The 26,228-nt window shown below is 68.9% G+C and carries 27 protein-coding genes and 7 pseudogenes; 19 read left to right on the top strand and 15 right to left on the bottom strand.

What is annotated here, in order from left to right; translation table 11 throughout:
* Positions 1 to 179: 179 nt before the first annotated feature.
* The 5 genes from OG753_RS04055 to OG753_RS04035 all read right to left on the bottom strand — a co-directional run bounded on the left by OG753_RS04055 (position 180) and on the right by OG753_RS04035 (position 4,793).
* Positions 180 to 356 (bottom strand): (2Fe-2S)-binding protein, encoded by a 177-nt coding sequence (locus OG753_RS04055; RefSeq protein ID WP_361767844.1) that lies wholly within the window; start codon positions 354 to 356, stop codon positions 180 to 182.
* Positions 353 to 1,729: an aminotransferase class III-fold pyridoxal phosphate-dependent enzyme gene (locus OG753_RS04050; protein ID WP_405787182.1), complete on the bottom strand. Its 1,377-nt coding sequence runs from the start codon at positions 1,727 to 1,729 to the stop codon at positions 353 to 355. The genes OG753_RS04055 and OG753_RS04050 overlap by 4 nt, the downstream gene beginning before the upstream one ends.
* A complete protein-coding gene (locus OG753_RS04045; RefSeq protein ID WP_405787180.1) occupies positions 1,726 to 2,685 on the bottom strand; it encodes a nucleoside-diphosphate kinase in 960 nt (319 codons plus the stop codon). The genes OG753_RS04050 and OG753_RS04045 overlap by 4 nt, the downstream gene beginning before the upstream one ends.
* An 81-nt stretch (positions 2,686 to 2,766) precedes the next feature.
* Entirely contained in the window at positions 2,767 to 3,570 is an 804-nt protein-coding gene (locus OG753_RS04040; protein ID WP_405787179.1) for a formyltransferase family protein, read from the bottom strand.
* Positions 3,571 to 3,611: 41 nt separating this feature from the next.
* Positions 3,612 to 4,793, bottom strand: coding sequence for a hypothetical protein (locus OG753_RS04035; RefSeq protein WP_405787177.1), 1,182 nt, complete (start codon positions 4,791 to 4,793; stop codon positions 3,612 to 3,614).
* A gap of 261 nt (positions 4,794 to 5,054) precedes the next feature.
* On the opposite strand from OG753_RS04035, the gene OG753_RS04030 reads away from it, so the two are divergent.
* The 11 genes and pseudogenes from OG753_RS04030 (at position 5,055) to OG753_RS03980 (ending at position 13,163) form a co-directional block, all read left to right on the top strand.
* Positions 5,055 to 5,732: an HAD family hydrolase gene (locus OG753_RS04030; protein ID WP_405787175.1), complete on the top strand. Its 678-nt coding sequence runs from the start codon at positions 5,055 to 5,057 to the stop codon at positions 5,730 to 5,732.
* Complete coding sequence (locus OG753_RS04025; RefSeq protein ID WP_405787173.1) at positions 5,729 to 6,601, top strand: HAD family hydrolase; 873 nt, start codon at positions 5,729 to 5,731, stop codon at positions 6,599 to 6,601. The genes OG753_RS04030 and OG753_RS04025 overlap by 4 nt, the downstream gene beginning before the upstream one ends.
* Positions 6,595 to 7,248, top strand: a complete 654-nt coding sequence (locus OG753_RS04020) for a dTMP kinase (protein ID WP_405787172.1) — start codon at positions 6,595 to 6,597, stop codon at positions 7,246 to 7,248. Before OG753_RS04025 ends, OG753_RS04020 begins: the two co-directional genes overlap by 7 nt.
* A gap of 11 nt (positions 7,249 to 7,259) precedes the next feature.
* On the top strand, positions 7,260 to 8,162 hold the full coding sequence (locus tag OG753_RS04015; RefSeq protein ID WP_405787171.1) for a hypothetical protein: 903 nt from the start codon (positions 7,260 to 7,262) through the stop codon (positions 8,160 to 8,162).
* A gap of 68 nt (positions 8,163 to 8,230) precedes the next feature.
* Positions 8,231 to 9,013, top strand: a complete 783-nt coding sequence (locus tag OG753_RS04010) for a hypothetical protein (protein WP_405787169.1) — start codon at positions 8,231 to 8,233, stop codon at positions 9,011 to 9,013.
* On the top strand, positions 9,013 to 10,050 hold the full coding sequence (locus OG753_RS04005; protein ID WP_405787168.1) for a Gfo/Idh/MocA family protein: 1,038 nt from the start codon (positions 9,013 to 9,015) through the stop codon (positions 10,048 to 10,050). The genes OG753_RS04010 and OG753_RS04005 overlap by 1 nt, the downstream gene beginning before the upstream one ends.
* The gene (locus OG753_RS04000; protein ID WP_405787167.1) at positions 10,047 to 10,787 is read left to right on the top strand and encodes an SDR family NAD(P)-dependent oxidoreductase; all 741 of its coding nucleotides are present in this window, start codon (positions 10,047 to 10,049) and stop codon (positions 10,785 to 10,787) included. The genes OG753_RS04005 and OG753_RS04000 overlap by 4 nt, the downstream gene beginning before the upstream one ends.
* A complete protein-coding gene (locus OG753_RS03995) occupies positions 10,784 to 11,419 on the top strand; it encodes a pyridoxamine 5'-phosphate oxidase family protein (RefSeq protein WP_405787165.1) in 636 nt (211 codons plus the stop codon). Before OG753_RS04000 ends, OG753_RS03995 begins: the two co-directional genes overlap by 4 nt.
* 235 nt (positions 11,420 to 11,654) lie before the next feature.
* Positions 11,655 to 11,798 (top strand): hypothetical protein, encoded by a 144-nt coding sequence (locus OG753_RS03990; protein ID WP_405787163.1) that lies wholly within the window; start codon positions 11,655 to 11,657, stop codon positions 11,796 to 11,798.
* Between the two features lie 45 nt (positions 11,799 to 11,843).
* A pseudogene (locus OG753_RS03985) lies at positions 11,844 to 12,125 on the top strand (helix-turn-helix domain-containing protein); the annotation flags it as partial.
* A gap of 3 nt (positions 12,126 to 12,128) precedes the next feature.
* Positions 12,129 to 13,163, top strand: a complete 1,035-nt coding sequence (locus tag OG753_RS03980) for a transcriptional regulator (RefSeq protein ID WP_405792987.1) — start codon at positions 12,129 to 12,131, stop codon at positions 13,161 to 13,163.
* A gap of 601 nt (positions 13,164 to 13,764) precedes the next feature.
* Here the strand turns inward: OG753_RS03980 and OG753_RS03975 are convergent.
* The 5 genes and pseudogenes from OG753_RS03975 to OG753_RS03955 form a co-directional block, all read right to left on the bottom strand.
* A complete protein-coding gene (locus OG753_RS03975) occupies positions 13,765 to 14,139 on the bottom strand; it encodes a VOC family protein (RefSeq protein ID WP_405787161.1) in 375 nt (124 codons plus the stop codon).
* Between the two features lie 48 nt (positions 14,140 to 14,187).
* Positions 14,188 to 15,714: pseudogene (locus tag OG753_RS03970) on the bottom strand (ISKra4 family transposase).
* 344 nt (positions 15,715 to 16,058) lie between these two features.
* Complete coding sequence (locus OG753_RS03965) at positions 16,059 to 16,310, bottom strand: hypothetical protein (protein ID WP_405787159.1); 252 nt, start codon at positions 16,308 to 16,310, stop codon at positions 16,059 to 16,061.
* Positions 16,311 to 16,918: 608 nt separating this feature from the next.
* Positions 16,919 to 18,058: a S8 family serine peptidase gene (locus tag OG753_RS03960; protein WP_405787157.1), complete on the bottom strand. Its 1,140-nt coding sequence runs from the start codon at positions 18,056 to 18,058 to the stop codon at positions 16,919 to 16,921.
* Between the two features lie 373 nt (positions 18,059 to 18,431).
* A pseudogene (locus tag OG753_RS03955) lies at positions 18,432 to 18,554 on the bottom strand (hypothetical protein); the annotation flags it as partial.
* A 340-nt stretch (positions 18,555 to 18,894) separates the two neighbouring features.
* Between OG753_RS03955 and OG753_RS03950 the strand changes: the two are divergent.
* The 3 genes and pseudogenes from OG753_RS03950 to OG753_RS03940 form a co-directional block, all read left to right on the top strand.
* On the top strand, positions 18,895 to 19,467 hold the full coding sequence (locus tag OG753_RS03950; RefSeq protein WP_405787156.1) for a hypothetical protein: 573 nt from the start codon (positions 18,895 to 18,897) through the stop codon (positions 19,465 to 19,467).
* Positions 19,468 to 19,491: 24 nt separating this feature from the next.
* Positions 19,492 to 19,791 carry an RNase A-like domain-containing protein gene (locus tag OG753_RS03945; protein ID WP_053176088.1) on the top strand — a complete coding sequence of 100 codons (300 nt, stop codon included), beginning with the start codon at positions 19,492 to 19,494 and terminating at the stop codon, positions 19,789 to 19,791.
* A 12-nt stretch (positions 19,792 to 19,803) separates the two neighbouring features.
* Positions 19,804 to 20,091: pseudogene (locus tag OG753_RS03940) on the top strand (hypothetical protein); the annotation flags it as partial.
* Positions 20,092 to 20,468: 377 nt separating this feature from the next.
* Here the strand turns inward: OG753_RS03940 and OG753_RS03935 are convergent.
* Positions 20,469 to 21,146, bottom strand: a complete 678-nt coding sequence (locus OG753_RS03935; RefSeq protein WP_405787155.1) for a histone-like nucleoid-structuring protein Lsr2 — start codon at positions 21,144 to 21,146, stop codon at positions 20,469 to 20,471.
* A 150-nt stretch (positions 21,147 to 21,296) separates the two neighbouring features.
* Here OG753_RS03935 and OG753_RS03930 point away from each other — a divergent pair.
* Positions 21,297 to 21,488, top strand: a pseudogene (locus OG753_RS03930) (hypothetical protein); the annotation flags it as partial.
* On the opposite strand, the gene OG753_RS03925 reads toward OG753_RS03930, so the two are convergent.
* A complete protein-coding gene (locus OG753_RS03925) occupies positions 21,480 to 22,106 on the bottom strand; it encodes a nucleotidyltransferase family protein (protein ID WP_405787154.1) in 627 nt (208 codons plus the stop codon). The pseudogene OG753_RS03930 and the gene OG753_RS03925 sit on opposite strands and share 9 nt — an antisense overlap.
* Positions 22,107 to 22,388: 282 nt before the next feature.
* Between OG753_RS03925 and OG753_RS03920 the strand changes: the two are divergent.
* Positions 22,389 to 23,105, top strand: a pseudogene (locus OG753_RS03920) (transposase).
* On the opposite strand, the gene OG753_RS03915 reads toward OG753_RS03920, so the two are convergent.
* A complete protein-coding gene (locus tag OG753_RS03915) occupies positions 23,095 to 23,469 on the bottom strand; it encodes a hypothetical protein (protein WP_405787152.1) in 375 nt (124 codons plus the stop codon). The pseudogene OG753_RS03920 and the gene OG753_RS03915 overlap by 11 nt on opposite strands.
* Positions 23,470 to 23,627: 158 nt before the next feature.
* On the opposite strand from OG753_RS03915, the gene OG753_RS03910 reads away from it, so the two are divergent.
* Both OG753_RS03910 and OG753_RS03905 read left to right on the top strand, forming a co-directional pair.
* The gene (locus OG753_RS03910) at positions 23,628 to 23,891 is read left to right on the top strand and encodes an SMI1/KNR4 family protein (protein WP_405787151.1); all 264 of its coding nucleotides are present in this window, start codon (positions 23,628 to 23,630) and stop codon (positions 23,889 to 23,891) included.
* 3 nt (positions 23,892 to 23,894) lie between these two features.
* Positions 23,895 to 24,179, top strand: coding sequence for a hypothetical protein (locus tag OG753_RS03905; protein WP_405787150.1), 285 nt, complete (start codon positions 23,895 to 23,897; stop codon positions 24,177 to 24,179).
* A 13-nt stretch (positions 24,180 to 24,192) separates the two neighbouring features.
* On the opposite strand, the pseudogene OG753_RS03900 reads toward OG753_RS03905, so the two are convergent.
* Positions 24,193 to 24,422: pseudogene (locus OG753_RS03900) on the bottom strand (IS5/IS1182 family transposase); the annotation flags it as partial.
* A gap of 128 nt (positions 24,423 to 24,550) precedes the next feature.
* On the opposite strand from OG753_RS03900, the gene OG753_RS03895 reads away from it, so the two are divergent.
* Positions 24,551 to 25,033 (top strand): DUF4265 domain-containing protein, encoded by a 483-nt coding sequence (locus OG753_RS03895; protein WP_405787149.1) that lies wholly within the window; start codon positions 24,551 to 24,553, stop codon positions 25,031 to 25,033.
* A gap of 368 nt (positions 25,034 to 25,401) precedes the next feature.
* Here OG753_RS03895 and OG753_RS03890 read toward each other — a convergent pair.
* Positions 25,402 to 26,219, bottom strand: a protein-coding gene (locus OG753_RS03890; protein WP_405787056.1) for an IS5 family transposase whose coding sequence is annotated in 2 segments (ribosomal slippage) — positions 25,402 to 25,877 and positions 25,877 to 26,219 — 819 coding nt in all. Because the reading frame shifts where the segments join, the coding sequence is not laid out codon by codon here.
* Positions 26,220 to 26,228: the final 9 nt, after the last annotated feature.

The following is a 26,228-nucleotide window of genomic DNA, read 5'->3' as shown; positions in this document are numbered from 1 at the left end:
GACGGTGCGGAGGGTGTCCTCATCGACGTCGATCCTCATCACAACGCCGCGCACCAACCCAGATTTCCTAGCGCCACTTCGTCATTCCCTTGTTCGTTGCTCTGTGCGACAGCCCGGAACCGGCCACGGGAGAGGGACACTTCCGTCAACAGGCGCCGGGCGTCGGATGTGGGCCTGCCTCACTCCAAGATCTCCTCCAGATCCATCAGGCAGTCGCCGCAGCCGGTGTTGGCGCCGGTCGCCTCCCGCAGGGCGCAGACGTCGCGGGCGCCGGCGGCCACCGCGGAGAGGATGACGCTCTCCGGAACGCGGGCGCACAGGCAGATCAACGGGTCATCCGCAGGGGCCAGGGTCATGAGCGGGGCTCCGTGGTGGTGACCAGCGCGGTCAAGGCCAGGTCCAGGACCTCCGTCATCACGTCCAGCTCCTCGTCCCCGATGACCAGCGGTGGGTGGATGTTGATCACGTGCGGGGCCATCCCGGTCGAGGCGACGATCAGGCCGACCCGGGGGTCGACGGTCAGGCACAGCCTGCGCAGTTCGGGTGCGTGATTCCCGGTGAGTACGATGCGCGCGGCCCCTCCGAACGCCCCGACCTCACGGATCAGTGCGGGATGCGCCGCCTTGAGCTGCTCCAGGCGTGCCGTCATGCGCGTCGCGAGCCGGCTCATGTCCGCCTCGGGGTCGGCCCACATGTCCCAGCGGTCCAGCACGGCCCGGGTGACGCCCAGCGCGTGCGGGATGCCGATGTATGTAGAGGAGTGGCTGCTGGGCCGGTAGGTGCGGGGATCCGCGAGGGGTTCCCGTGCCCAGACCGCACTGAGGGCGGCCCCGCCGTTGGTCAGTGCCTTGCTCGCGACGACCACGTCGGGCACGACCCCCGAACGCTGGAATCCCCAGCGGGGGCCGGTCCGGTGCATCCCCGTGAAAATCTCGTCGGAGATGACCACCGCGCCGTTCGCACGGGCGTGGTCCACCGCCGCGCGCAGCAGGGCGTGGTCCGGCTCGGCCATGCCGCCGACGTTCTGCACCGACTCGAAGACGAACGCGCTCACCTTGCGGGCGAATCCCGCGCCGCCGACCCCGGACAGCTCCGAGCCCCATCGGCTCGCCGCCGTGATGCACCCGGTGCCGCATCCCTTGCGTTCCGCGGCGGCGTGGGGGCAGATTCCGCAGTCGGGGCTGGGGAGCCGTACGACCTCCAGGCCCCAGGCTGCGAGTAGTTCGCGGTAGCGCGGGCTGGAGCTGAGCATGCTCGTCACCCCCGACCGGCCGTGGAAGGCACCCTCGAACACGACGATGGTTCCGGGGCCCACCGCGCTGAACGCGATGCGCAGCGCGGTCTCCATGCCCTGGGCGCCGCCCAGGTCGAGCTCGACGCGTCCTGGGGCCCCCACTGCCTCGGCGAAGAGGCGCTCCAGTCGCTCCAGCACGCCGAGCCGCAGATCGGACTCGCAGAACGAGGGCAGGGCGGGCAGGTCCTGGCAGTGTGCGAGTGCCTCTGCGAGGATCCGCCGGTCGTAACCGAAGGCGACGGTACCGTTGGCGGCCTCGGCGTCGAGGTAGCGTCGGCCGTCGGCCGCCTCGAGGTAGCTTCCCTCGCCGCGTACGAAGCGGGGTACGTGCTCGGCCCGGTAGATCAGATTACCGGCCCCGGCGAACAGGGGAACGGTCGGTGTGGGCCGCGGGGGCACGGCCGTGGCCGCGTTCGTGGCGTTGGTCGCGGTCATGCGAAGGTCACCTCGTCGGTCTTCGTGGGGCGCCAGGCCTCGGCGGTGCCAGTGGCGATGAGGGGCAGAACCCCTGGTTCGTTGCAGTCGATCCAGCTGGTCAGGACGGTCAGCACGTCCCAGCGGGCCGGGCCCGGGGGCAGTGGCGTGACGTGCAGGATGCCGAGCCAGTCGTCGATCCGCGCGGGGTCGGTCCGCGTCCGGGCGCAGTCCCCCCACGGCCCGTCCAGAAGTGCGAGGCGCCCGATGCTCGCCGCCACGTCCAGGTCGTGCGCGGGTATCGCGGCCTCCAGCTCGGCCAGGAGTGAGGCCAAGGTCACCTCCACGGCGGGCGCCGCCGCATCGTCTGAGCCGCCGAACAGCGGTCCCGCGCACCAGGACCAGCCGGTCTGGTAGGAGAAGAGCTGCAACTCCCTTACCACGTCGGCTGGTTCATCCGCCGTGTGCATGAAGTTGAAGAGACCGTTCACGCGGCCGATCAGTGTACGGAGGTCCGTGCTGCGGGCCACAGAGGGCTCGGCCGACCCCTTGGCCGCTGTCAGACGGGCGCTGGCGGGCAGCCAGTCGGGCCGGTCGAGGTCCTCCAAGAGGACGAGCAGGGCGGGCCCCGAGGAGAGCAGCGGGTCGACCACCGCGATGCGCTGCGCCGAAGCGGCGTTGAACTGGTAGCGCCACAACTCGCGCACGAGCAGCGGGTCGAAACGCACGGCGGTCGCAGCCACCGGGTGCCAGCCCCTCGAGCGCAGGACGTCGAGGATCAGCGCGCAGCGGCGGCCGGCGACGGCGTCCGGCTTGAGGACCACGAAGGTGTGGCGGCGCAGTGTCTCGCCGTCCCGCGCAGCCGCCAGCGACCGTAGCCCCTCCCGCATGTACGGGTCGTGGCGGTAGGCGTCGGCCTTGCGCTGGTCCTGGGTGAGCGGGGCCATGGCCCGGGCGTCGATCGCGGTGTGCGACAAGATGCGCCTCCAATCGGGTGTCTCTTGTGTACGGCGGTTTCGTGCAGGGTGAACGGCCCGGCGGCGGTCAGGAGCCGACGCTCAGGAGCCGGTCAGACGCCGGCCGCCCAGCGCCGTGTCCGTGCCGTTGATCCGTACGACGCGGCTGCCATCCGGGTGCGTGCGGTCCGACAGGGCCAGCGACGCGGAGGCGAAGGCCCGTACGGTCCACTCCAGCGCGGGCCGGTCGCTGACCCGCTTCTGCTCCAGCTCGTGGGCCCGGGAGTCCGGCGGGGTGCTGCCCCGGGGCAGCACTAGGGGCGGGCCCTGGCAGAGGACGGCACCGCCGTCAGGGGACGCATCGACCAGGAAGCAGGACGTACGGGTCGCGCTGTGGCCCAGCGCGATCGCCGCGGTGACCGGGTCGTTGCCGATCAGTACTCGGTGGCCGTCCGGGTCCAGGACCGAGAGATCGCCGGGGTGCTGGTTGACCATCCGGCCGTGGTACCGGTCGAGCAGATCGCCCTCGATCCAGCGGTGGTAGGCCAGGACGATCAGGTCGAGTTCCCCGTGTTCCGCCTCCCAGGCGGCCATCCGGGCGCTGAGCCCGTCGTGCCAGCTGCGGGCCCGGCGGCGGTACTCGGCGCGTGCCGCCGGGCCGGTGGCACGCGAGGCGACGCCGCACCGGGCGTCGAAATCGCCCGTCCAGGTCTCCACGCCGTGAGCGCGGGCCACGTCGAGTGCCTTGGCCCGCTCCCCGTGCGAGGCCACCAGGGCGACCTGGAACCGGTCCGGTTCGGCCCGTTCCATGGAGATCAGGGTGGAGAGGTTCGCGCCGGTCGCCGACACCAGGACGCCGATCCGCAAGGGCCCGCCGCCGGACCGGGCCGGACCCAGGGGCAGCACGCCGGGCGGAGGGGAAGCCGGCCCGCCCCGGAACCCGCCGATCACCGTCCGGCGCTCACGGTGTCGACGGCGGCCCAGCGCTCGTGCGTCGCAGCCAGCATGCCGTCGGGCAGGTCCGAGGCGGTGGGGTTGGCCAGCCCGAAGGCGCGGTGCGCGGTCCCGGCGGCCAGGTCCCACAGCCTGCGGCCCTCTATGTCGTTGCCGATGGCGTTGCGCATCTGCTGCGCCAGCGGCTGGGAGCCGGCCGCGACGATGCCGCCCTCCTGGTACCAGAGGCCGTTCTCCTCGCCCTGGGTCAGGTCCTGGCCGCCGAGCCGGGCCGAGTCGCAGCGGTCGGTCATCATCATGGAGTTCTCCAGGCCCATGAGGTTGACCGCGCGGCTCGCGATGGCGAGGTCCACGTGTTCGCCGTCGAAGTTGATGCACGCGGCGATCCGTCCGGCGGCGGCCTCGTTCATGATCGCGGCCGGGACGGGGCCGGTGATCTGTTCCATCGTGTCGAGGGACCAGCCGGGCAGGTCGTACGAGGCCAGCGTCGACTCGCGCGCCGCGCGGGCCCGGGTGGTGCGGAAGGCGTGCCGGATGTTCAGGGGCATGTCATTGAAGAGGTGGTCGGTCACGACGCGGGCACCGCGTCCGTTCCACTCCGAGGCCCAGGCCATGTCGACGATGTCCTTGACCAGCGCGGCGCTCAGGTTGGGGTCGGTCCGGGTGAAGTGCCCCAGCGCGGGACGCACTCCGTGGCCCATGAGCAGCGGGACGATCCAGTCGAAGCCCGGGTGGCGGTCGAAGGTCTGCCCGTAGAAGTCCGAGGCGGGAGAGAAGGCGTCGGGCGAGAGCACCATGTAGCACAGGCCGTAGTCCCCGAGGCCGGCGAGCAGCTCCCACTCCGCGCGCGTCGGCGCCCACACGGTGTCGCCAGGCGTTCCACCGTGGCTGGAGAGCAGCGGGCCCTCCAGTGCGACGCCCACCACGTGCGGGATGCGGCCGGCCCGGCGCATGGCGTCGTAGCGATGCATGAACTTGACGAACTCGCCCAGTCGGTGGTGGTGCAGGTAGAGCGTGGGGATGCTGAGCACACCCTCCTTCGCGCAGACCTCCTCCAGCAGTTCGAGGTCGAGCAGGGAGAACTCCGAGAAGTCCACCCCGGCGAAGCCGTGGCAGTGGACTTCCACCGGGAGCAGGGGGGTGGGGGTCGACGCCGTGCCGGATGGGTTCTCCATTGCTCTTCCCTCTTTACTTTCGAGCCAGCCTTTTGTCATGCAGACGTTGACAAACTGCTGTTGCCGCAGATGGACGAGCGCTGACGATACCAGGCGATCTTGAGAGTGCAAGGGGCTTTGACCTGTGCCTATGGCCCAGTCCGGGTGCTTCAGACGGGTTGGCAAGTTTGTCAAGACGGTCTGTCAATCATGCTTGACTCGAATGTCACGTCTTCGTATGCTGCTCCGGCAAGTCATGGCAAGCAGGGTGGGGGCACACGGATGAGACACGAACTCGTCATCTTTGACAACAGCGGTGTTCTCGCGGACAGCGAAGGCCCCGCCAACCGCGTGCTGGCCCTGGAGCTGACGGCGGCGGGGTTCCCGACGACCTTCGGCGAGGCGGCCGAGCGCTACCTGGGGACGTCTTTCGCGGACCTCGCGTCCTTGATCACCCGACGCACGGGCAGGGAACTTCCCGCCGGATTCCAGGCGCGCTTCCACGAGCGGCTCATGGGGGAGTTCGCCCGCGAACTGACCGCCGTACCCGGCGTCGAGGAAACGCTCGACCATCTCGACGCGCTGACCGTGCCCTACTGCGTCGCCTCCAACGACAGCTCCGACCGGCTCGCGGTCTCGCTCGGCCGAACCGGTCTGGCAGCCCGCACCAGAGGCAGGACCTTCGGATCGGACCTCGTCCCACGACCCAAGCCCGCCCCCGACCTCTTCCTCCATGCTGCACAGCACTTCGGGGTCGATCCCGCGGCCTGCCTCGTGATCGAGGACAGCGAGATCGGAGTGCGAGCGGCCCGCGCGGCGGGAATGACCGTGTACGGCTTCGCCACCCTCACCCCACCGTCCCGGCTCGGCGAGGCACACCGCGTCTTCACCTCGATGGCCGAACTGCGCGAGCTGATCACCGCGCTCTTCCCCGCCCCGCTCCAGGAGACCCGCCGATGACCACAGACCGCGCCGGCCTGCACGTCTTCGACCTGGACGGCACGCTGCTGCGCTCCGACGCGACCCTCAGCCCGTTCGCCCGCGACGGGCTGAACTCCCTGCTCGACGCCGGGACCCTGCTCACCGTCGCCAGCGCGCGCAGCGCCGTCGCCATGCGAAACCTGCTCGCGGGCGTACGCCTCGTCCTGCCCGTCATCGAGCTGAACGGCGCCTTCCTCACGGACCTGGCGACCGGAGCACATCTCGCTCACCGCACCCTCGGTCCCCACACGGTGGCGCTCACCCTGGACGTACTGGATGGGATCGGCGCCGAGCCGGTACTGACCACCTGGGACGGTACGGCGGACCGCGTCCTGCACGGTCCCGGAGCCGACCCGGCCACTGCCTGGTACGTGGCGGAGAAGGCGGCCTACGCAGACCCGCGACTCACCCCCTGCGCGGACCTGCGAGCCGCAACCGCCACGACCAGGACCGCTGCGGTGATCGCCTTCGTCCCCGACTCGCGGGCCGCTGCCGCCGTCGCCGCACTCGAAGCCGCGCTCTCCACGGCCGGCCTGGCCGGAGAGGCCCACGTACTCGCCGCCGCCAACCGGTACGTACCCGGTTGGAGCGAGGTGCAGATCGCGCACGCCGAGGCCGAGAAGGGCCTCGCCGTACGCCACCTGGCCGAAGTCACCGGCCTGACCGACGCGCGTCTGACCGTGTACGGCGACCACCTCAACGACCTGCCCATGTTCGCCGTCGCCGACCGCCGGGTCGCCCCCGCCAACGCGCACCCCGAGGTACTCGCGCGGGCGACCACCGTCACCGCGGGCAACGACGAGGACGGCATCGTCCGCCACCTGCTGGACGGCGGACCGCCGTGCTGATCGTCATCGAGGGCATCGACGGCAGCGGCAAGTCCACCCTCGCCGCGCTCGTGGCCCGCGCGCTCGCCCCCGACCACCCCGTCCCGGCCGGCAAGAAGCACCTCGTGGCGTCCGACCCCGGCACCGGGACACGCGCAGACGGCCTGCGCCGCCTCATCTGGTCCTCGGACGAGTCCGCCGGAGACACCTTCGGCGCGGCCCACTGGATCCTGCTCATCGCCTCCTGGTACGCGGCCCTGGCCCGACTCCGCCCCGACCTGCGCGACCCGGACACGGTCACGGTGATGGACGGCTGGTACTACCGCAACATTGCCAAGACCCTCGTGCGTGAACCACTGGACGCGAGCTGGGTGGAGCCCCTCTTCGCCCCGGTCCCCGAGCCCGACCTGACGGTCCTGCTCGACGTGCGGCCCGAGACCGCCTGGTCGCGGCGCGACGGCTTCAAGGACACGGAACTCGGCCGCTGGGACGGGTACGACGGACCTCCGCGCGAGGCCTTCATCGCCTACCAGGGCGTCATCCGGGAGCAGCTGGCGCGGATGGCCGCAGACCGGGGCTGGCTCGTCATCGCCCCGGACCCCGCAGCGCCGCCCGAGGAGATCGCCGCTGTCGTCGTCCGTCACATCCGAGCACTGACCGCGCGCTGAGGAGAACCCCCGTGAGCCCCACCCGCGATGTCGTGGGGGCGTCCGACCTGGACGTCCTGGCAGACATGCTCATCGACGTCCGCACCGGACGGCGGACCTCGGGCGAGCTGGACGGCCTGCTGGCCGCCCTCTCGCCCATGGGCCTTCGCATCCGCCGGACGTACGAGGAGGCCACCGCCTCCGACACACCGCAGAAGCAGGGAGAAACGATGATCGACTACCTGGACCAGCTCACCGTCGACTGGACCGACTTCGAGGCCGCCGGCAAGGTGACGCGCGACCTCGTGCAACGCCTCGCCGACGACAAGGAGTCGCTGCGCAAGCTCGTCCTCGACGTGGAGAACAAGCCGGAGCTGCTCGCCATGTGCGAACGCCACCAGCTGCTCGACTACATCGTCCTGTACGACGCACTCGACCGTGGTATTCGGCTGCGGCTGCACATCTCCACCGACGATCACTTCGACCGACCGCACGACCACCGGTTCTCCTTCTCCAGCCGCATCGTCACCGGCGGGTACACCCACACCTGGTACCACATGGACGGCGACGTGTACGGCGACGGTCCCGACCCGGAGGCCAAGAAGTACCTCAACCGCCACAACCCCGACCCGCGAGCCGCCGGCATAGTCGACAAGCTCACCCCGCACGTCGTGCGCTGGGAGGGCCCGGGCAGCTGCTACACGCTCCACCACAGCGCGCTCCACACCACGTTCACCACCCCCGACACCGTCTCCCTCTTCCTGCGCGGCCCGGTCGAGAAGGACCGTTCCGTGATCATGGACAAGGAGGAGGGCAGCCTGTGGTGGCGGTTCGGCCGCCAGGACGAGCCCGAGGAACGCCGCCGTCAGAAGGCCATGGGCCTCGACGCGTACCGCCAGATCCGCGACCGCCTGGCGAAGCTCGCCGTCATCTGACGGCCCTGGACCTTCGCGCCCCACCCCGCACCGCCCGCCCGGTGCACCCCGAAGAGAGAGAACCACCCATGAGCATCGAGACGGCAGACCGGGTACACGTCAACAACACCCGCGTCGACCTGTTCGAGAACGTCGGGCCCATCGACTGGGAAGACCTGCCCGCCGCCGCTGCCCTGACCCAGCAGCTCATCCGTGACTTCGCCGAGGACAAGGCGCTGTTCCGCAGGCTGCTGCTCGCAGTCGAGCACGACCCGTACCTGTGGGCCAAGTGCGAGGAGGACGTGGTCGAGGACAAGATCGTGCTGTGGGACGACGTGGAGAAGGGACTGCGCATCAGGCTCCGGATGTCCACCGACCACCAGCAGCAGCTCGCCCACAACCACCGCTTCTCGTTCACCAACCTCGTCCTGCGCGGCACCTACCTGCACCGCAACTACTTCGCCCGGGGCGGCTTCGACGAGAACACCCTCCCCGACGACGTGCACCCCGTGCTGCTGCACGAGGACCGAGCCGGCGAGTGCTTCACCATCCACCACAACGCGCTGCACTCGACCCCGTTCACCGAGCTGGGCACCATCTCGCTCGTGCTGCGCGGCAACCCCGTCAAGGACCGCGCCCCGGTGATGTTCAAGGAGGCCCGGGGACGTGAGGAAGCCGTCCGCTCGCTCCAGGAGACGGCCGTCACCCCTGGCGAACTGTCCGAGGTGGAACCGGAGTCGGCCGAGGTCGGGACGATGTTCTGGCGCGTCGGTGAGGACCGCGAGTCCTCCGAGCGTCGTGCCGAGCGCCAGATGACCCTGGAGAAGTACCGCTTCTGGTGCGTGAAGCTGGAAGAGCTGGGGCTGATCTAGTGGCTGCCCTCCTACAGGCCGGTACCGGGCGGGCGGTGCTGCGCTACGGAATCGTCGGCCCCGGCACCCACGCGCAGGAGAACCTGCTGCCCGCCCTGTCCTGCCTGGAGGGCGCCCGGCTGACGGCGGTGGCGGCGCGCAGGCCCGAGGCCGCAGCGGCCGCCGCCGCCCGGTGGGGCGCACCCCTGTGGACCGCCGACTGGACCGATCTGATCGAAGGCGAGGGCCGGGCCGAGATCGACGCCCTCGTCGTCACGGGCTCTCCGGAGCTGCACGCCGAGGTCGTGGGGCGGGCACTGGCCGCCGGGGTCAGCGTGTTCGTGGAGAAGCCCCCGGCCCCGGACACCGCGACGCTGGAGCAGCTGGTCGCCGCCGAGCGCGGCGCGCCCGCGGGCACCGTGGCGTTCGTCGGTTTCAACTTCCCCCATGCGCAGCCCTACCGAAAGCTTCGCGGGACGCTCGGCGGCCACGGCAGCCTGCGCTCGCTCGACCTGCGGATGCTCTCCGCCAAGCCCACCACCCCTGTGTGGGGGTGCACCACGGTGATGGAGAGCCTGCTGCAGGGCCTCGGTACGCACCTGGTCGATCTCGCCCTGCGCGAGCTCGGCCGGCCCGACGCGGTCACCGCCCGGCGCACGGACATCGGTGGCGACCGGTACGCGGTCCGGATCTGGCTGGACTACACGGACGGCCGCCATGCCGCCCTGCTCGTCGGGAACTACTCCAACCGCCTCGAGTACCGCTGCGAGCTAGTGACGGACCGGTCGGCGGTCGGGGTGCTCGACCAGCTCGGCACCCTCACCCTCGCGCTGCCCGCCGACGCGTCCGGAACGGGCGCGCTCGACGGGAAGGAAACCCTCCGGTACGAGTGGCCCATCCGCCGCGGAGGATACGGCCGCACCGGCTACGCGCCCGCGCTGGAGGCGTTCCACACGGCCGTGCTGGAAGGCGGTCCCGGCGGATCCACGCTCGCGTCGTGCCTGGAGGTCTACCGGGTGCTCGACGAGGCCCAGCGCCAGATGGGAGGTCGGCCGTGACGGCGCTCTCCGGCTCTCTGGAAGGGCGTACGGCCCTGGTCACGGGCGGCTCCGGCGGCATCGGCCTGGCCGTCGCCCGGACCCTGGCCGGGCTCGGCGCCCGGGTGGCGGTCAACCACCCGGGCGGCGGTCCTGGCAGCGGGGAACTGCCCGGGGGCTGCTTCGCCGTTGAGGCGGATGTCCGCGACCGGCGGCAGGTGACCGCCATGTTCCGAACGGCCGCCGACCGGTTCGGCGGGCTGGACATCCTCGTCAACAACGCCGGGGTGTTCCCCCGCGCCCATCCGCTCGACATCGACGAGGAGGCCTGGGACCTGGTTCTGGACACCAACCTCAAGGGCGCCTTCTTCTGCGCTCAGGAGGCCGCCGCGCTCATGATCGAGCGGGGCGGAGGCCGGATCGTGAACGTGTCCTCCAGCGCGGCCTTCACCGGATCCCCCGCGGGCGCCCACTACGCGGCGAGCAAGGCCGGCCTGGTGGCCCTGTCCAAGTCGCTCGCCCGGGCCCTGGCCGGACACGGGATCACGGTCAACACCGTCGCGCCCGGGATCACGCGCACCACCCAACCCGGCCTGGACGAAGCGGGGTTCGCCGCCAAGGGGGCCAAGATCCCGCTCGGCCGGGTGGCCCTGCCCGAGGAGGTGGCCCACGCCGTCGCGTATTTCGCCGGGGACCTGGGCGGATATGTGACCGGCCAGACCCTAGGAGTCAACGGGGGAGCGCTGATGGTGCCGTGAACGTCTCCGGAGCACCCGCGCCCGTCTCGGTCCGCGCGGAGCTGACGGAACAGTGGGGCGATCCGCTCCAGCGGGTCAGCGGCAAGCTGTCGCCGGTCCTGCACGACTGGCTCCGCCGGTTCATCGAGCTGTCGCCCTTCGTGGTCCTGGCAAGTACCGACGGGCGGGGATGCTGTGACGCCTCACCACGCGGCGGCGCCCCCGGATTCGTCCGGGTCCTGGACGAGCAGACGCTGTTCGTGCCGGAGGAATCCGGCAACCGGCTGCTGCAGACCCTGCGCAACCTCGAGGAGAACCCGGGCATCGGGATGCTCTTCCTCATCCCGGGGATGCCCGAGAGCGCCCGCGTCAACGGCTTGGCGGAGCCGCTCACCCGGTCCGATCCGCGCTGGGGTGAGCTCCCGCTCGACGAGGGCGAGCGGGAGCGCCTGCTATGGGGCTCCCTGGTACGCGTCACCGAGGCCTACTACCACTGCGGCCGCTCCAGCCGCTTCGGCGGCCTGTGGGACACCGGGGCGATCGAACGCCATCGCGCGAACCCGCCGCTCGCCAAGCGGCCGGCTGCGGCGCCGGCCCGGACGCACAAGCGGCCGAGCGAGGCGACGGCTGCGGAAGGGCCGCTCTCTTCATGAGGGGGCACGAGTCCCGGCAGATGGGCGCCCGTGGTGGTCGGGCGGACTGTGCTCGCGCTCGTACTGGCACGGTGCTCCGCCTAGTGCATGTCGAAAATTGACTGCACAAGTCAAGCATTGCCAAGATTGTTGACTTGATCTATCTTTTTTTCGTGCCCATTGGGCCGGAAAGTGCTGGCTCCCGTGAGTCACTGCATGTCGAACGACCGTCTGTACGTGACGGCAAGGAGATTTCATGAAGATTGTCAAGGTCGCCCTCGGTGGGCTGATCGCTTTCGCCTTCTCGGTCACCCTCGTCGGCGGAGGGGCCTCTTCCTCCCCCGTGGAGTCGGCCGGCTCCCTCGCGGACACGGCGACCGTGCTGATCGATTGGCCGTAACGTTTCGAGTGCACTGTTGCCGAATCCTTGTCAATAGTTGCCTGGGTGTCGTGCGACGTGAAACCATGCGGGGGTGAGTCCCATGACTCACCCCCGCATGGGCATTTCAGTCCACGGGGTCCGCAGGTGTATTCCACACAGAGGTGGAATTTGTTTGAGCAGCCAGGATTCGGCAAGCGACTACGTCAACTGAGACAACGCCAAGGCGTCTCCCAGGTCGACCTCACCGGCCCGGGAATGTCCGCGGCCTATCTCTCGCGGCTGGAATCCGGAGACCGACGACCCACCGAACGGGCCGTCCTCTATCTCACGCGGCGCCTCGATGTCTCCGTGGACGCGTTTGAGGACCGTCCCGAGGACAGCCTGATCGACATCGTCGCCGCCGTCAGTGCCATACCCGAACGCGAACTGGACGCCGAGACCGGCAAGCTTCTGGCCGATGCGCTGAAGGCCGCCGGTGACGCCGACTCCATGACCCGCTGGCACGCCCTCACCCAACTCGCCCAGGTCCACGAGGTCCTGGGCGACTTCGCGGAAGAGCGTACCGCGCTCGACCAGCTCGGCGCCCTGAGCGAGGAACTCGGTCGCCCGGCCCTCCAGTTCCGAGCCCGCATCCGGCTGGCCCGCTGCGCCCGCAACCTCGGTGACGTCAAGGCCGCGCGTCAGGCCGTGCGGGAAGCCATCGCCCTCAGCGAGCGGCACAACCTGCGTATTTCCGTCACGGACCTGCTGCGCAGCGAGCTCCTGCTCGTTTCGGCCGAGGCCGAACTGGGTGACCTCGCGGAGGCCGCCCGGCTCAGCGAGAAGGTCTGTGGCTCGCTCCCCGCCGTCTCGGGCCCGCTCGCCGCCGAGGCGTTCTGGACGGCGGCGACGGTGAGCACCCGGCAGGGCAACCACGTCCGCGCCGCCGAACACCTCGCCCGGGCCCTTCCCGCCATCGACAGCCGGGACGACCTGATGCTGTGGATCCGGCTGCGCCTCGCCGCCGCGTCCCTCTCGCTCCAGGCGACGCCTCCCCAGCTGGACGCGGCCGAGTCCTACCTGGCCAGTGCCGAGCCCGCCCTGGAGCTCATCGGAACGGCCCGTCACCAGCAGGAGATGCTCTTCCTCCAGGCGAAGCTGGCCTTCCACCAGGGACGGCTGGACCAGGCCCAGGCATTCGTCACGGCAGGGGCCGAGGGCCGCAGCCTCCTCTTGTACCGGGACCAGATCCGCCTCGACGTCCTCAAGGGCCTGCTGGCCATACGAGCCGGCGATCCCGACGCGTTCGACGAGCTCAAGGCCCTTGCGGCGCAGGTGCAATCCGCCAACATGCCGGACCTGGCGGCGGAAGTCTGGCGCACGGTCGCCGAGGGCGCGCAGTGAGGGCGGGAGCCCGCCGCATGCGTGTATCTGTGTCCCATCCGCAATAGCTACGCGCGTCGACCACTGGCCGGCTGAGTGGCCGCCACCACTCAGCCGGTGATCCCTGACGGAGGCAGGGCCCCTGGCCGGTTCCCGCCAGTGGCCGCCCGCGTGGACCGGATCCGCGAGGCCGCGGCGGTCCTCCGGGGGCGGAGTCCGCATCGGGCTTGGGCCCGGGCGCACTCGCGGGTGGCGTACATGACGCCGGCGGCGCGGTTCTGCCCGTACGAACGCGGGGTGGGCCGAGGTCCGGGGCGGCATGCCGGAGGGCTGCTCGCATCGGCAGCTGATCGACGCCGTCCGACGGGATCACCGATGCACAGTCAGTGCGGGCCGCTGCCTCGGTCCCGGCCTCGGCCCGGGGCTACGAGGGCGGTTGCCCAGGCGGTGAGTCGTCGAGCGCACGCTCGGCCGGCTGATGCGCCTCGCGCCGCGCGGTCCGTGCCTGCGCCGTGCTCATGTGCTGCCGGCTCGCCCGCCGGCCCCGCTCAGGGCCACTGAGGTCCTTCTCGGCAACGTGACGGTTGCGGTGTGTGACGGGGTGCGGGTGCCCGCTCGCGGCCTAGTTCTGCGGTGCCAGGGTGCGTAGGACGTCGAACTCGTTGCCCTCAGGGTCTGCCATGACCACCCAGTTTCGGTCTGAGCCCTGGCCCACATCCGTCTTTGTGGCGCCGAGGCCGAGCAGTCTGGTCCCCTCGTCCTCGGTGCTGCCGTCGATCGGGCTGACGTCGGAATGAAGCCGGTTCTTCACGGTCTTGCTCTCGGGTACCTGGATGAACAGCAAGGTGGGCGGCATCTGGCGGGCCCGAACATCCTCGACGGTCGGCACCCAGGAGCCGATCTCGACCTTGCCCTCGCTCCGGTCGATCACCTTGAAGCCCAGGACCTCGCACCAGAAGGCCGCGAGCCTCTCCGGATCGCGGCAGTCAACGGCCAACTCGGTGAACCTACTTGGGTGCGGCTTCTTTCAAGGGAGGGTTGTTGATCAGGCGCCGAGTTGGTAGTGGTGCTGGTCGGGGTAGGTGCGCTGGTGCTCGCGGGTGTGGTGGTAGGCGAGGTAGGCGTCGAGGTCGCCGTTGGCGTGGACGGCGCGGAGTTTGAGGACGGCTTCGGCGCCGGCGAGGCCCCAGCGGGCTCCGGTGATGTCGAGGCGGTCGCCGATCAAGTGCCTGCAGGCTCCTTCGACCGAGCCGGTTGCGATCGGCCAGCCCTTCTTCAGAGCGATGTCGTAGCGGAGCTGGTCGAGGTGGCCGGTCAGGTAGCGCACGCAGGTGTCGACGCTGTTGCGTTTCGTGCCGGTGAGCTGGACTTTCCCGGCCCGGGTGGTCATCTCGTGCGCGACGCGGTCGGCGTGTCCGTGCAGGATCGCGGTGAGCGTCTCGGTGGCGAAGGTCTCGGCGGCGATGCTGCCGACGGGGTGGAAGGCATGGGCCGCCGTCCAGACGTACTCGGCGACATGAATGAAGTCGATCAGGATGTGGATCTTCACGTTGCGGTGCCGTGCCTCGGTTTCGATGAGGTCGAGTTGGTGGCGGGCGCCGTCGACGAGGACGAGCCAGGGCCGCAAGCGGCCCGGGTCGCGGTCGTCGGCCTGGTCGAACGCTTCGGCGATCACGTCGGCGGGATCGTGGATCAGGGAGGCGGTGCACCACCGGTTGACGGCTTTCGGGCCGGGCCTGACCGGTCGCAGGCCGGTGCGGCCGCCGGGCGGGTGGACGATGTCGTGCGGACGGCGCACGGCGCACGGCGGGGGCGGTGTCGTGGACACATGCGATCGTCGCCATCCGCTTCCGGTTCGGCTTCTCGCCCGGAGCCAGCCGGGCCTGCCGGCCTTGCCGTTTCCTGGCCTCCGCGGCTCGGCGGGTAGCCTCACGCAACGCTTCGGGCCGCATCACCACCCCCTTCCCGTCGACCTGGATGACCAGCGGCATGTCCGCCGGCACAGAGTCGCGATCTTGTGGTGGTAGAAAGCGTCGATGTCGACGGCGGCCTCGACGACCAGGCTCTCGGCCCGGCGCTTGCCCACTACGTTCCCGCACCGGTCCGTGACCGCCGCGACGGCCTGCTGATACGAACCACGCACCGCCTCACGGACCGCGAGACGCTTGATCCCATGGCTGTGCCGGCCGCGCGGCAGCGACAGCTGTGCGTCCGCGGGGTGCGCGTTCGCCCTTCCCCGGCTGCGCCAGGCGCACCGCGCCACCGTGACTTTGCCGAACAGGCAGGTCAGCTGCCGTTCATGCCCCGTCTCGCGGTACGGGCGTATCTCGCCGTCCGCGCCGAGAACCTCGTGGTCGGGCGAGGTCTGTTCCTCACGCCAGGCACGCAGGTCGAGGTAGTCCTGGAAGAAACGGCGCAGGATTTCCCGGCCGTCCGTCTCGAGCAGATGTTCCACGGCGGCATGGTCCAAGGCGGCCGTCTCGGGTGCCGCCAGCCGTACTGCCAGCGACTTCACCGCCTCCATCGAGCAGGCAAACGGGTCAGGGACATCGTCGGTGTCGTAGCGTTCCATCACAGGGGCTCGTCTTCCGGACGGTCGTTCTGGTTGGCACCTACGACAGTAGGAAGAAGAGCCCCCTTCATCACCGGCAGTTGGCTCATCAAGTCGAGCGAGCCGCCGTCCGGCGGGCCGACGCGGTGGACAGACCCGGCGTCTCCTCGTCCAGCCAGCCCCGCTCAACCAGACGCTTCAGCTTCGACCGGGTTCCCTCGATCTTCGACGTTTGCGCGGGCAGACCGATCCGAGGAACGATCTGCTTCGCCTGCGCACCGGCTCGGGCGCGTCGTCGATCACGTCCACGATGTGGCGGTAGACCGGCGGGAGACCCGCGCTGGTCATCCCCTCACGCCAGGCGGTCACGGTCTGCACTCCGACCACCCGGCCCCGCCAACCGGCTCGACCTCCACCGACCGCAGCGCGACCGCGCCGACGGCCACTCCCTCGGCCGCGAGTTCCTCCAGCGTCTCCCACGTCACCGTCAACCGCTCCAGCCGTTCCCGCTCCGCTTCAAGCCGCACGGTCAACGCGGCGACCTCCTGCTCGAGTTCGGCCACCCGGGACCGCACCGCCGCCTGTCGCTCTTCCAGTTCCCCGATCAACGAGCCCATCCGGCGCCGCCTCCTCTACCGGCACGGTAGAGACGACACCACCCCGCTCACACCCGGATCACTAAAACCCAAGCTCAACTGTCCCCGGAAAGGAGCCACACCCCCTGGCTTCGACCCCCTCGCCGGGCTGTGCGCCGAGATGACCGCCTGTGCCTGCCGGAGCAATGCGCGGACCTCGTCTCAGCTCTCCCTCTCCTCAACGAGCTGGAGACTCAGGTCTGCGCGACGTGCCTTCCCAGGCAGCCTGGCCGGGCTCCGCGCACGTGGCGGTGTCCGCCGAGCTGCGCGGCACGCTGTTGAGCGCCGGCATCGGAAGCGCCGAGCGCGCGGTAGCGATGTGGCTCACCTCCAGCCGGACGGGCAGCAGTCTCCTGGCGAGATTGCCGCCCGGCTCGGTCTGGAGCAGAGCGGGTCAACGAGGCGCTGGGGAAGCTGAAGGCCGTCGGTGTGCGGGGGAGGGACGGGACGGGACGCTCCTCGGCGTCCGCCGCGGCCCGGCTCCCGCCTGACACCTCCCGGCCGACCCACCTGGTCGGAGGCGGGAGCGCACGAGAGGGGAACTCACCGACTGTTGCTCACATCGCCGACCGGGGCGGGCGAGCCCCGGGTCAGCGGCGACGGCGCTTGATGAGCACCGTGATGCCTACACCGAGGCTTACGGCGACGACGGCGCCGAGTGCCGGCCACTGCCAGGAGAAGCCGGATTTCGCAGCCGCGGTTTCCGCGCGTGGCGCCGCAGTCTGGTCGGCGCTGGGGGTGGGGGCCTTCACCGGGGCCGGGGCGGCCAGGGGGTCGACGTCGGGCGCCCCCGGGTCTCCCGCGCGATCGAGCAGTGCTATGCGGGGGCGTACGACTCCGTAGCCGACCCTGTCGGTGCGCTTGGAGCCGTCGACGGGGGCGCCGGCGGTCTGGATGAGGACCCGGGCCACCTGGTTTGCGGTCCAGTCGGGGTGAGCCGACCAGACGAGCGCGGCGGAGGCGGAGGCCAGAGCGGTGGCGTACGAGGTACCTCCGTCTCCCACGCACCAGGCGGTGTTGTCCTTGCAGCGGCGCAGGATCTTCCCGCCCATGGCGGACAGGTCCGTGTCCTGCCCGTAGGAGGACAACGGCATGGGGGAACCGTTTTCGTCCACGGCCCCTACGCCGAGGACTCCCGTCAGCATGGCGATGGGGTTGGTGGCGTTGTTGCCCTCCTCCTCGTTGTTTCCCATGGCGACGAAGACGAGCAGGCCCTTGCTCTGGGCGTACTGGACAGCCGGCCGGATCTTGTCCAGCGAATACCAGTCGCCGATGGACAGGTTGATGATTCTGGCTCCGTTGTCGGCCGCGTACCGAACTCCCTTGGCGGCTTCGCCGCCCGTGGCGAAAGCCATGGGCGTGCCGACGCTGGTGCGGATGGGTATGACCTTGGCGCCGGGAGCGAGGCGCTGCGGGCCACCTGATGAGCCGTCGCCAACGATCGCTGCGGTCATGGTGGTCCCGTGCCCGTCGAAATCGTCGTGCGGCGGGTACGGCTTGTCCGGGTGTTCGAGCGGCGGCTCCATGAACGAAACCCCTGGGAGGACTCGCCCCTCCAGCCCTGGGACATCCTTGACGCCGCTGTCGATGACGGCCACCGTGATGCCGGTGCCGTCTGCCACCTTCCACATCTCCTGGGCTTTCATCTTCGTGAGGTAGCCCCGCGGGTCGGTATCGGCGGCCGCCGGCATCACCGTGCCCGCGCTGATCGTCCACGCTGCGACGATCACGGCCGCCGCTCTCCGCCACGACCCATGTCGGCGTATATTGCCCCGCATTTTTGCCCCTCGGTGTCAATGCGCGCTGCAATCTCGCGCGGACCCACCCCATCACACTGTTCAGCCAGGACAGTGCCTGACCTTCCGTAGACTCCAGCGACTGTGAGGTACGGCACCCGGCCCGACGCCACGAGCGGCTGCGCGGCGGGTTCCTCGGCCGGGTCCGCGCGTCCTACTCCCGGATCAACCGAGCCGCCGAGTTCCTGACCGCGATGGCCGCGCACGGGCGGCTCCTGCTGGAGGTGGCCGCCCGGCTCCAGGCGCACACCAGGCAGCAGGTGGTCACCGCGAAGCTGTCGATGGGCGCCTCCGTGGAGGCATGAGGAGCGCACGCGACGCCGAACTTCTGCTCGTACCAGAGGTGGACGCGAGCCTCGTTGCGGACCTCTACCTCCGCCGGTAGCGCTGCGAACGCTTCGCCGGTCCGACGCCGATGACGTGCAGTCATGGGTTGTTCCATGTCCAGCCATTCATCAGCTGAAAATCTACGGATGGAAATCGGCCCTTGCTGTTGCGCATCGCAGCCATGGATAAGGTGTCGTCGCACCCGGCGGCCGCCGGCCTCTCCGGCGCCTGGTCAAACGTGCACTGTCCATCGTCGTGCCATCGATACTGTTGGAAGGCCCGCTCACCGGAGACGCAGTGACCGGACGGACCTCTCGGGGTGTGAGCAACGTGCCGATGCCCGTTGAGGATGCCAAAGGTGTGCGAACGCGCCTTCAGTACGACCCGAACCTGAATCCGCCTTTCGTCGTCCACACATCGTCACCTGAGTAGTGGAGTGAATGATGACTGAACTCACCGCGGAGGCGTGGGCAGACGCGCTCGAGCTCTACAAATACAGCTATACCTCCGTATCCGTTGTCCGCCGGGAGCACGAGGAGTGGTGGCTCGACGCCGCCGCGATCATGCGCGGTCAGACTTCCGACCCACGCGGATGGCGATCGCTCGATCCGGACGAGGACGAGGACGAACGACGGGACGATCCGCTGTTCCCCTTCGCCGAGGCCCCGACCACACCCGAAGACGTGGTCCGCTTCCGGCAGCGAGTGACCGAGCTTCCCCGGAGCTCGGTCCAGTCGCTGGTCGTCCTGCTCGGCATTCCCGGCCTGGAGGTGGCCAAGGCGGCTGATTTCGGACGTGACCGGCCCGAAATGGAACGCCGAGCGCGTCTGATCCTCTCGCGCTTCCTCCACGGCACACGCTTCTACTCCAATGTGGGGTGGAAGACCGAAAACCCGGACTTTTACGAGCAGCCCGTCCGCCTGACGGATCCGTTCAGCCGCTACGGCTGGGATGCCGGTCTGATTGCCGTCAACGACGCCGAAGTCGCGATGATCTGGTACTTCGACCCCACCTGATCAGATCCACCGAACTGGGAATCCATGCTGACGCGAACCGCCACCTACCCCGACCGGGAAACCGCCCAATGGGCCACCCAGGAGGTCATCACCCGTAACGAGCAGGCCATCCACCGCTGGCTCGCCCAGGGCACCCGCCTCCGGATCACCCTCGAAGCGGCCTGGCCTTCCCGTCCCGATCCGGTCGGCCGTGTCCTGCTCCAGGCCATGGCCTTCGCCGGGCGCGGGCCTGTGGACGTACGGGCCGCGCGGGTGGTGCTCCGGCGCGAGCCCGGCGCACCTCACGGCTTCGTCGTACACACCACCGTCCCGATCTACCTGTAGAGGCCACACCCGATGTCCATGAAGCCCATCGACTTCGACCGCCGCTACGGCGAGCTGGACCAGGTGATCAGCGCCTACCTCGGTCAGCCCGCCGCCGACGAACCCGACCGGCCCAGCCTCGCCCTCCGGGCCTACTTGCGGCACACCTGGCACACCCGCCCCTGGGCTCTGTCCGTCGCGGAGCAGCAACTGCGCGCTTACGCCAACAACCCGCCCGGTCGGCTGCGTCAGCGGCTCGGCGAGTTCTACCCGGTCCCGGACATCGGCCTATCAGACTCCGAGATCCAGGCATGGCTCGTCCAGCTCGGCTCCGATTGGTGGCTCTTGTTCTGGAGTTGTCGCAGCGCGCGTGCCGCGACCTTGTGAGCTTCGAGGTAGTCCAAGGCCTTCTGCGCGGCGAGTTCCTCCAACGCCATCCACGGCGCCCCGACACGCTCCGCCTTCGTTGCCGTGACGGCCTGGAGGACTGCCACGTTGCTGCTATCGAGGCGCATGGTCGCCTCACCATTTACCGGGCCAGTACTCCGACGCCCTCCGGCGCCTTCTGAACTCCGCCGTAACGAAGTCGGTGCCTCACCACTGACGGCCTGCACGTGGCATGGCGAGGCCCCGCCGGGAGCCGCCGCGGTAGGTGAGGTGCCATTCTTTTCGTCAGCAGGTCAGGAAGTGGGACAAGCTCAGGCGGGGTGGGCTTGTTCCCATGCCTCGCGGACCTCCCGGGGGATGCGGCCGCGCGGGGGGACTTGGAAGCCGTTGGCACGGGCCCAGTCCCGGATGTCGTCCGTGTTGACCGGCTCTCTCATGGGAGGATCCCCGACTTCGAACGGAGGCGCCACGGCAGGCGTGAAGTCGGCGGCAAGTCCGCGAAGGTTGGGGAACGGCGGAATGTCCAGTTGACCGCTGAGAACGGCTACCAGGAAGGCGGTGAGGGTTCCGTCGTAGGTGAACCAGCGGGGGCCCTTGTCTTCGCTGACCGCGATGCGCCAGGCGGCGGGTGCATTTCCTGGTTCGGTAATCCAGAACAGCTTCTGTCCGCTTTCGGTCCCGCCAATGGCGAACAGCTGCTGTGGGTCGTACGCGACGGGATATGTGCCTTGATCGTAGTCGCGCTGCAGGTGTTCACGGATCCGGGACGGCATCGGTCCGGTCAGGTTCACATACAGCGTCACCCCATGAGGGTGGTAGATGCTGATGTGGTCGCCGCCGTATGAGCCCGGTCCGTAGGCGGACGCAAGCTGCTTGTAGTCCTCGGGCAGGCGCATGCCGAGCTCAGCTTCGACACGGCCCCAATCGATGGGGGCCGGCGGGGGCTGTGGCGGTGGGCAGAGGCGGGTCAGGGCGTTGAGGTCGCTCACGGGCTTCCTTGTCGGCGGAGCTGTTGATTTGCGTGGTCGGGGTTTTTGAAGGGGATGCGGAGGTCGATGGCTTGCTGAGATCGCTTTGCCTGGCCGTCGAGCTGGTCAAGTTTTGTGCTTGGCGCTGTCGAGACTGACTTTGAATCCCTCGGTTCCGGACTCGGCAACGTGCGCTGGGTCGTCGAGCGCCGGGCGGCGGCGGCAAGGCCGGGCGCACCTTCGCCTGGCTTCACCACTTAAAGCGTCTGCAACTGCTACGAACGCCGTGCCGCCCTCCATCTCGGCCTGCTCCAGCTTGCGTGCAGCATCGTCTGCCTGCGTCGGCTGCACGCCTCAGGATGAAGAGGTGGCTGGGACGACAGGGGCCGATGGCCAGGTGAGAACGGTCAGCTCGGGCCACTGCTGTTGCCAGCGATCCGCCTTGGCCTCGTACACCTCGCGCGGGGCAAGCACCGGGTTGGGGCGCACGACGAGGTTGAACACGTCGGAAAGCCCGTGCGGCGCATAGACGCGCCACTGGCCGCCCGGCTCCAGGCGCACACCCAGGCAGCAGGTGGTCGCCGCGAAGCTGTCGATGGCCGCCTCCGTAGACGCATGAGGAGCGCACGCGACGCCGAACTTCTGCTCGTACCAGAGGTGGACGCGAGCCTCGTTGCGGACCTCTACCTCCGCCGGTAGCGCTACGAACACTTCGCCGGCGGCCTTGATCACCGCGTCCTCCGCCTCCCATGACAAGTCACGGTCGTCAAAGTAGAAGACGTCGTAGTCCTTGATCCCGCTGGTTGGATGCCTGTCCGTGACCACGTTCCAGACGGTCTGGAACAGGCAACCCGCCGTCACGTACCAATTGGGCAAACCCAGTTCTGCCGTGCGGTTCAGCACCTCCATCAGTACCTCGTTACGGGCCAGCGCAGACTTCAGGGCGGCAAGCTGCTCGTCGAGCGGGAGGCGACCAATCATTGGCCATGCCTACCACGTGACGGGCCTAAAACGCCCGCAGCCCCTTGTGGGAGGCCCTCCCGAAGGACCTGATTCAGAAACGATCAGTTAGTAGCTGATCTCGGCGAGCTGCGAGTCGTTGGTTGCGGCGTTGCGCAGACTCCAGCAGCGGGTAACCCACGCTCCGCGGCCGAAGCCGTCGTCGGTCACGAAGCGGTTGGTACGGCTAAAGGCTGTCCCGTAACCGCCGCCCCGCTTCCACGTTGGTCACGCCATGGGTGGGTGATCTCGGCAAGCGATCCGATGTGGATCGAGCCGTTCTCGGGGTTGAGCGAGTCGCAGTTCCGCAAGCTGGTCGCGCTGGTCCGCCGTCGTGGCGGTGACGTCCAGCGTGGCCGGCCGTGGCGGCTCTGCTTGGAGGATCGGGTGCTGCTGGTGGCCACGTACTGGCGGACGAACCTGACGTCGCGGCAGGTCGCGCTGCGCTGCGGACCGGGTACTGGACCACCTTGCACCGCTGCTGGCGATCTCGCCTGCGCGGCGGCCGCGGCAGGACACTGTGCTGATCGTAGACGGCACCTGGTGCCCACCCGGGACAGGACGATCGCTGCTTCCAGCAAGAACTACCGCTATTCCACCAACCACCAGGTGGTAATCGACGCCAACAGCCGGTTGGTGGTTGCTGTCGGCCTGCCCCTGCCTGGCAACCACAACGACTGCCGGGCTTTCACAGAGTCGGGCGTCGACCTGGCTTGCCGGGACGCACCGGTCCTGGCGGACGGCGGTTACCAGGGAACCGGCGCCCTGATCCCGCACCGGCGCCGTCGTGGGCAGGACCACCTCACGCCCGAGCAGGAAGCCGACAACGCCGTCCACCGAAGGGCCCGGGCCAGGGTCGAGCACGTCTTCTCACGCATGAAGAACTGGAAGGTCCTGCGCGACTGCCGCCTGCGCGGAGCCGGCGTGCACCACGCGATGATGGGCGTCGCACGGCTCCACAACCTCGCGCTCAGCGGATGAGCTGGTCCCGCCGCACCGTGAACTCCTCGTGTCCGTCCGGCGTGGTGACACCGTGCGGCGAGGTGGAGATAGCGACGACCTCGTCGTCTCCCGCCAGGCGATCACCCTCGGCGACCGCGCAGGCGACGCTGACCTCAACCGGATACGACGTATCCGGGCCGAGCTCGCCCATCGCTGCAAAGATCGGAGCCTTGTCGAACAGCGACCAGCGCCGCCCCGCCGCGTCTGTGAACTGAACCTCGACCACCCCGGGCCACGGCTCATCGTCCGACCAGCGGACCGCCTCACACCGCAACTCAAGCACGAACGCCCCCACCCACAGTCGAACAAGGTCATCAACGAGCGCCAGTATGCCGCGAGACACCAGGCCCTAGTTACGGGACAACCTTTAGGCCGTCTCTTTCGGATCCTGCAGGGCTCCGGAGACGGGGCCCTGGAGATTCGCTGCAGAGCCCGTCCTCGTAGGTTGGGCCCTGGAGGCGAGCGCCGCGCAGTGCGGGTGGCGGGACGAAGGGTAGGGACATGCGCGGGACGGAAGCGGTGGCGGCACTTGCCGAGCTCATGCCGGTGACTGTCGGGGTCGACGAGCAGGTCGACTGGGACGAGGTCGAGGCAGCCTGGGGGACCCGGTTCCCCTCGGACTACGTCCGCTTCATGGAGGTGTACGGGTCGGGGGCGATCAGCGACGGAATCAGCATCCTGCTGCCGTCGCTGCGGGCCGAGGGATACCCCTACAGGGACGGCCCGGGCTTGCGGGACGAGACGGAGAACGCCCGCGAGACCTGAGAGATGTGCCGGGACGGCGCCGACTTCGACGTGGACCCCGAGTCCATCGTGGCCTGGGCCGTGACGTCGGGCGCGGACATCTACTGCTGGGTGACCACGGACGACGACCCGGATCGATGGCCGGTCCTGATCTGCGGACGACACACCAACCCCGAGATGCAGTTGCACCCTCTCGGCATGGCCGAGTTCCTTCATCGGCTCCTGAGTGATGCGGTGTTTCGAAAGGGGAAGATCAGTATCTCCCTGCAGGACGAGGTGTCCTTCGTCAACTGGCGGAGCGAACGATAGGCCGCATATTCGGTCACCTTGCTGACCAGATGAAGATGGCGGCGAGGTGGGGTCCGGCGAGGTAGATGGTGGCGTTCTTGTCGTAGCGAGTGGCCAGGCCACGCCACTGCTTGAGCTTGTTGATGCACCGCTCAACGGTGTTCCGCTGCTTGCAAGCCTCACGGTCGAAGGCTGGCGGGCGGCGCCGAACCGGCCGAGGCGCTTGCGGTTCACGGCCTGGTCGGCGGGCTGCGGGATTGATGCCGATCCCGAATTTTGGCTCTGGCCGGAGTTCCGTGAAGCGGCCTGAGGTCGCTTGTGGAGACCCCGCTGACGACGTGGTCATACGGCCACGGCATCATGGCGGCGAAGAGTGATCGAGAGGGCATGCCATGACCAAGTTCATCGTCCATGACGAACCGGTTGGTCGGGCCCAGAGCAACTACATCGCCCAAGCCGACCTGGCGCCGTTCGGGCTGGACGGTCAGGTGGAACAGCTGTGGCTGAAGCCCCTCAACGACGGCACTTTCTCTATCGCCTGCATCCCGTTCCAAACGTACGGACTTGCTCTCGGCGACCGTGTGCGCCTGTCAGCGAACGACCAGGTCGGGGAGGTCGTGGGTCCCTCTTCCCATCGTGTCCTGCGGATGCTTCTCATGCCCGCCCCAGACCCGAAGCAGTTGACGGAAACGATAGATCGGATTCGGACCGAAATCGATGCCACAGGTCTGCTGAGCGAGTGGAACGGTGACCGCCACGTCGCCGTCGACATCCCCCCTGAGGCGAATCCTTCGACGCTGTTCAACATCATGCAACGCGAGGTGTCCGAAGGCCGGGCCTTCTGGGAGTGGGCTGACGCCATGCCATGGCGGTGAAGGTCGCGTCGAAGGCGTTCTCCTTCCATGTTTCACCCCAGCCGCCGCCTTCGGACGCCCGTTGGTCCGTACGCACGACCAGTGCACCGACTGTCACCGCCGCACACACTGCCCATCCGAGGCCTGGTACGAGGCAGGTGATGGTCGCCCCGACCGTGGCGAGGATCCCGCGGTGGGCAATGGTCCAGTCCTTCGCGGTGTTCAAGCCTCGCTTGAGCGACGTCCAAAGAGTCTTCTTCTCCGGCTTGATCCCAGAAGACACGGGGCCCGCGCTATGGGACTGTCGAAGGTAGAAATCAGCGACATCGACTACCTGGATATCAGCTTCTGAATTCGGAGCCTTGGATGGCGAGCATTAAGACCGTGTCCTATGTGGTGAGGCGGACGAGTCGCTTGTAGCAGCACAGGGCTGCCGCGAGGCCGAGAAAGGCCAGGTAGTTGCGGGGATGGCGTTCGTAGCGGTGGTTGAGTCTGCGGTAGCCGGTCAGCCAGGACATGGTCCGCTCGATCACCCACCTGCGTCGCCCAAGTCGCTCTGATGACTCGATGCCTTTGCGGGCGATACGGACGCCGATCCGCTTGCCGCGTAGCCATTTCCGCAGTTCAGGTATGTCGTAGGCCTTGTCGGCGTGGAGGCGCTGGGGTTTGAAGTGGCGTCCGCGGTGGGGGTCGTGTCTCGTTTGGTGACCGAGCACCATGGGCTTCAGCGCTTGGCTGTCGTGGGTGTTGGCGGCCGAGAGACCGACGAGGAGGGGCAGTCCTGCCGCGTCCGACAGGACGTGCATCTTGGAACCCGGCTTGCCCCTGTCCACGGGGCTCGGACCTGTGAGTTCGCCCCCTTTTTAGCCCTGACGTGGGCGGAGTCGAGGACCGCGCGGGAGAGGTCGAGCAGGCCGGCGTCGTCGAGCCGGTGCAGGATCTCCTCGTGCAGCCGGCCCCAGACTCCGGCCCTCGACCAGATCAGGAACCGGCGGTGGGCTGTCGACTTCGATATCCCGAAGCAGGGTGGCAGAGCCCGCCAGGCGCACCCGCTGACCAGCACATAGATGATCGCGGCGAACAGCGTCTCATCAGGCGTGTCCTGCGTCCCGCCGCCCTGCGGCCGCACTCTCGACGGTGGGATCAGCGGCTCCGCGATCTCCCACAGCCCGTCCGGAACAATCCAACTCCAAGTACCCCGCCCCATACCGACGTC

The sequence above is a fragment of the Streptomyces sp. NBC_00029 genome (assembly GCF_045160505.1).
In the GTDB taxonomy this organism is placed as follows: domain Bacteria; phylum Actinomycetota; class Actinomycetes; order Streptomycetales; family Streptomycetaceae; genus Streptomyces.
The sequence above is the reverse complement of the archived record's forward strand: the minus strand, read 5'-3'. Positions and strand labels throughout refer to the sequence as shown.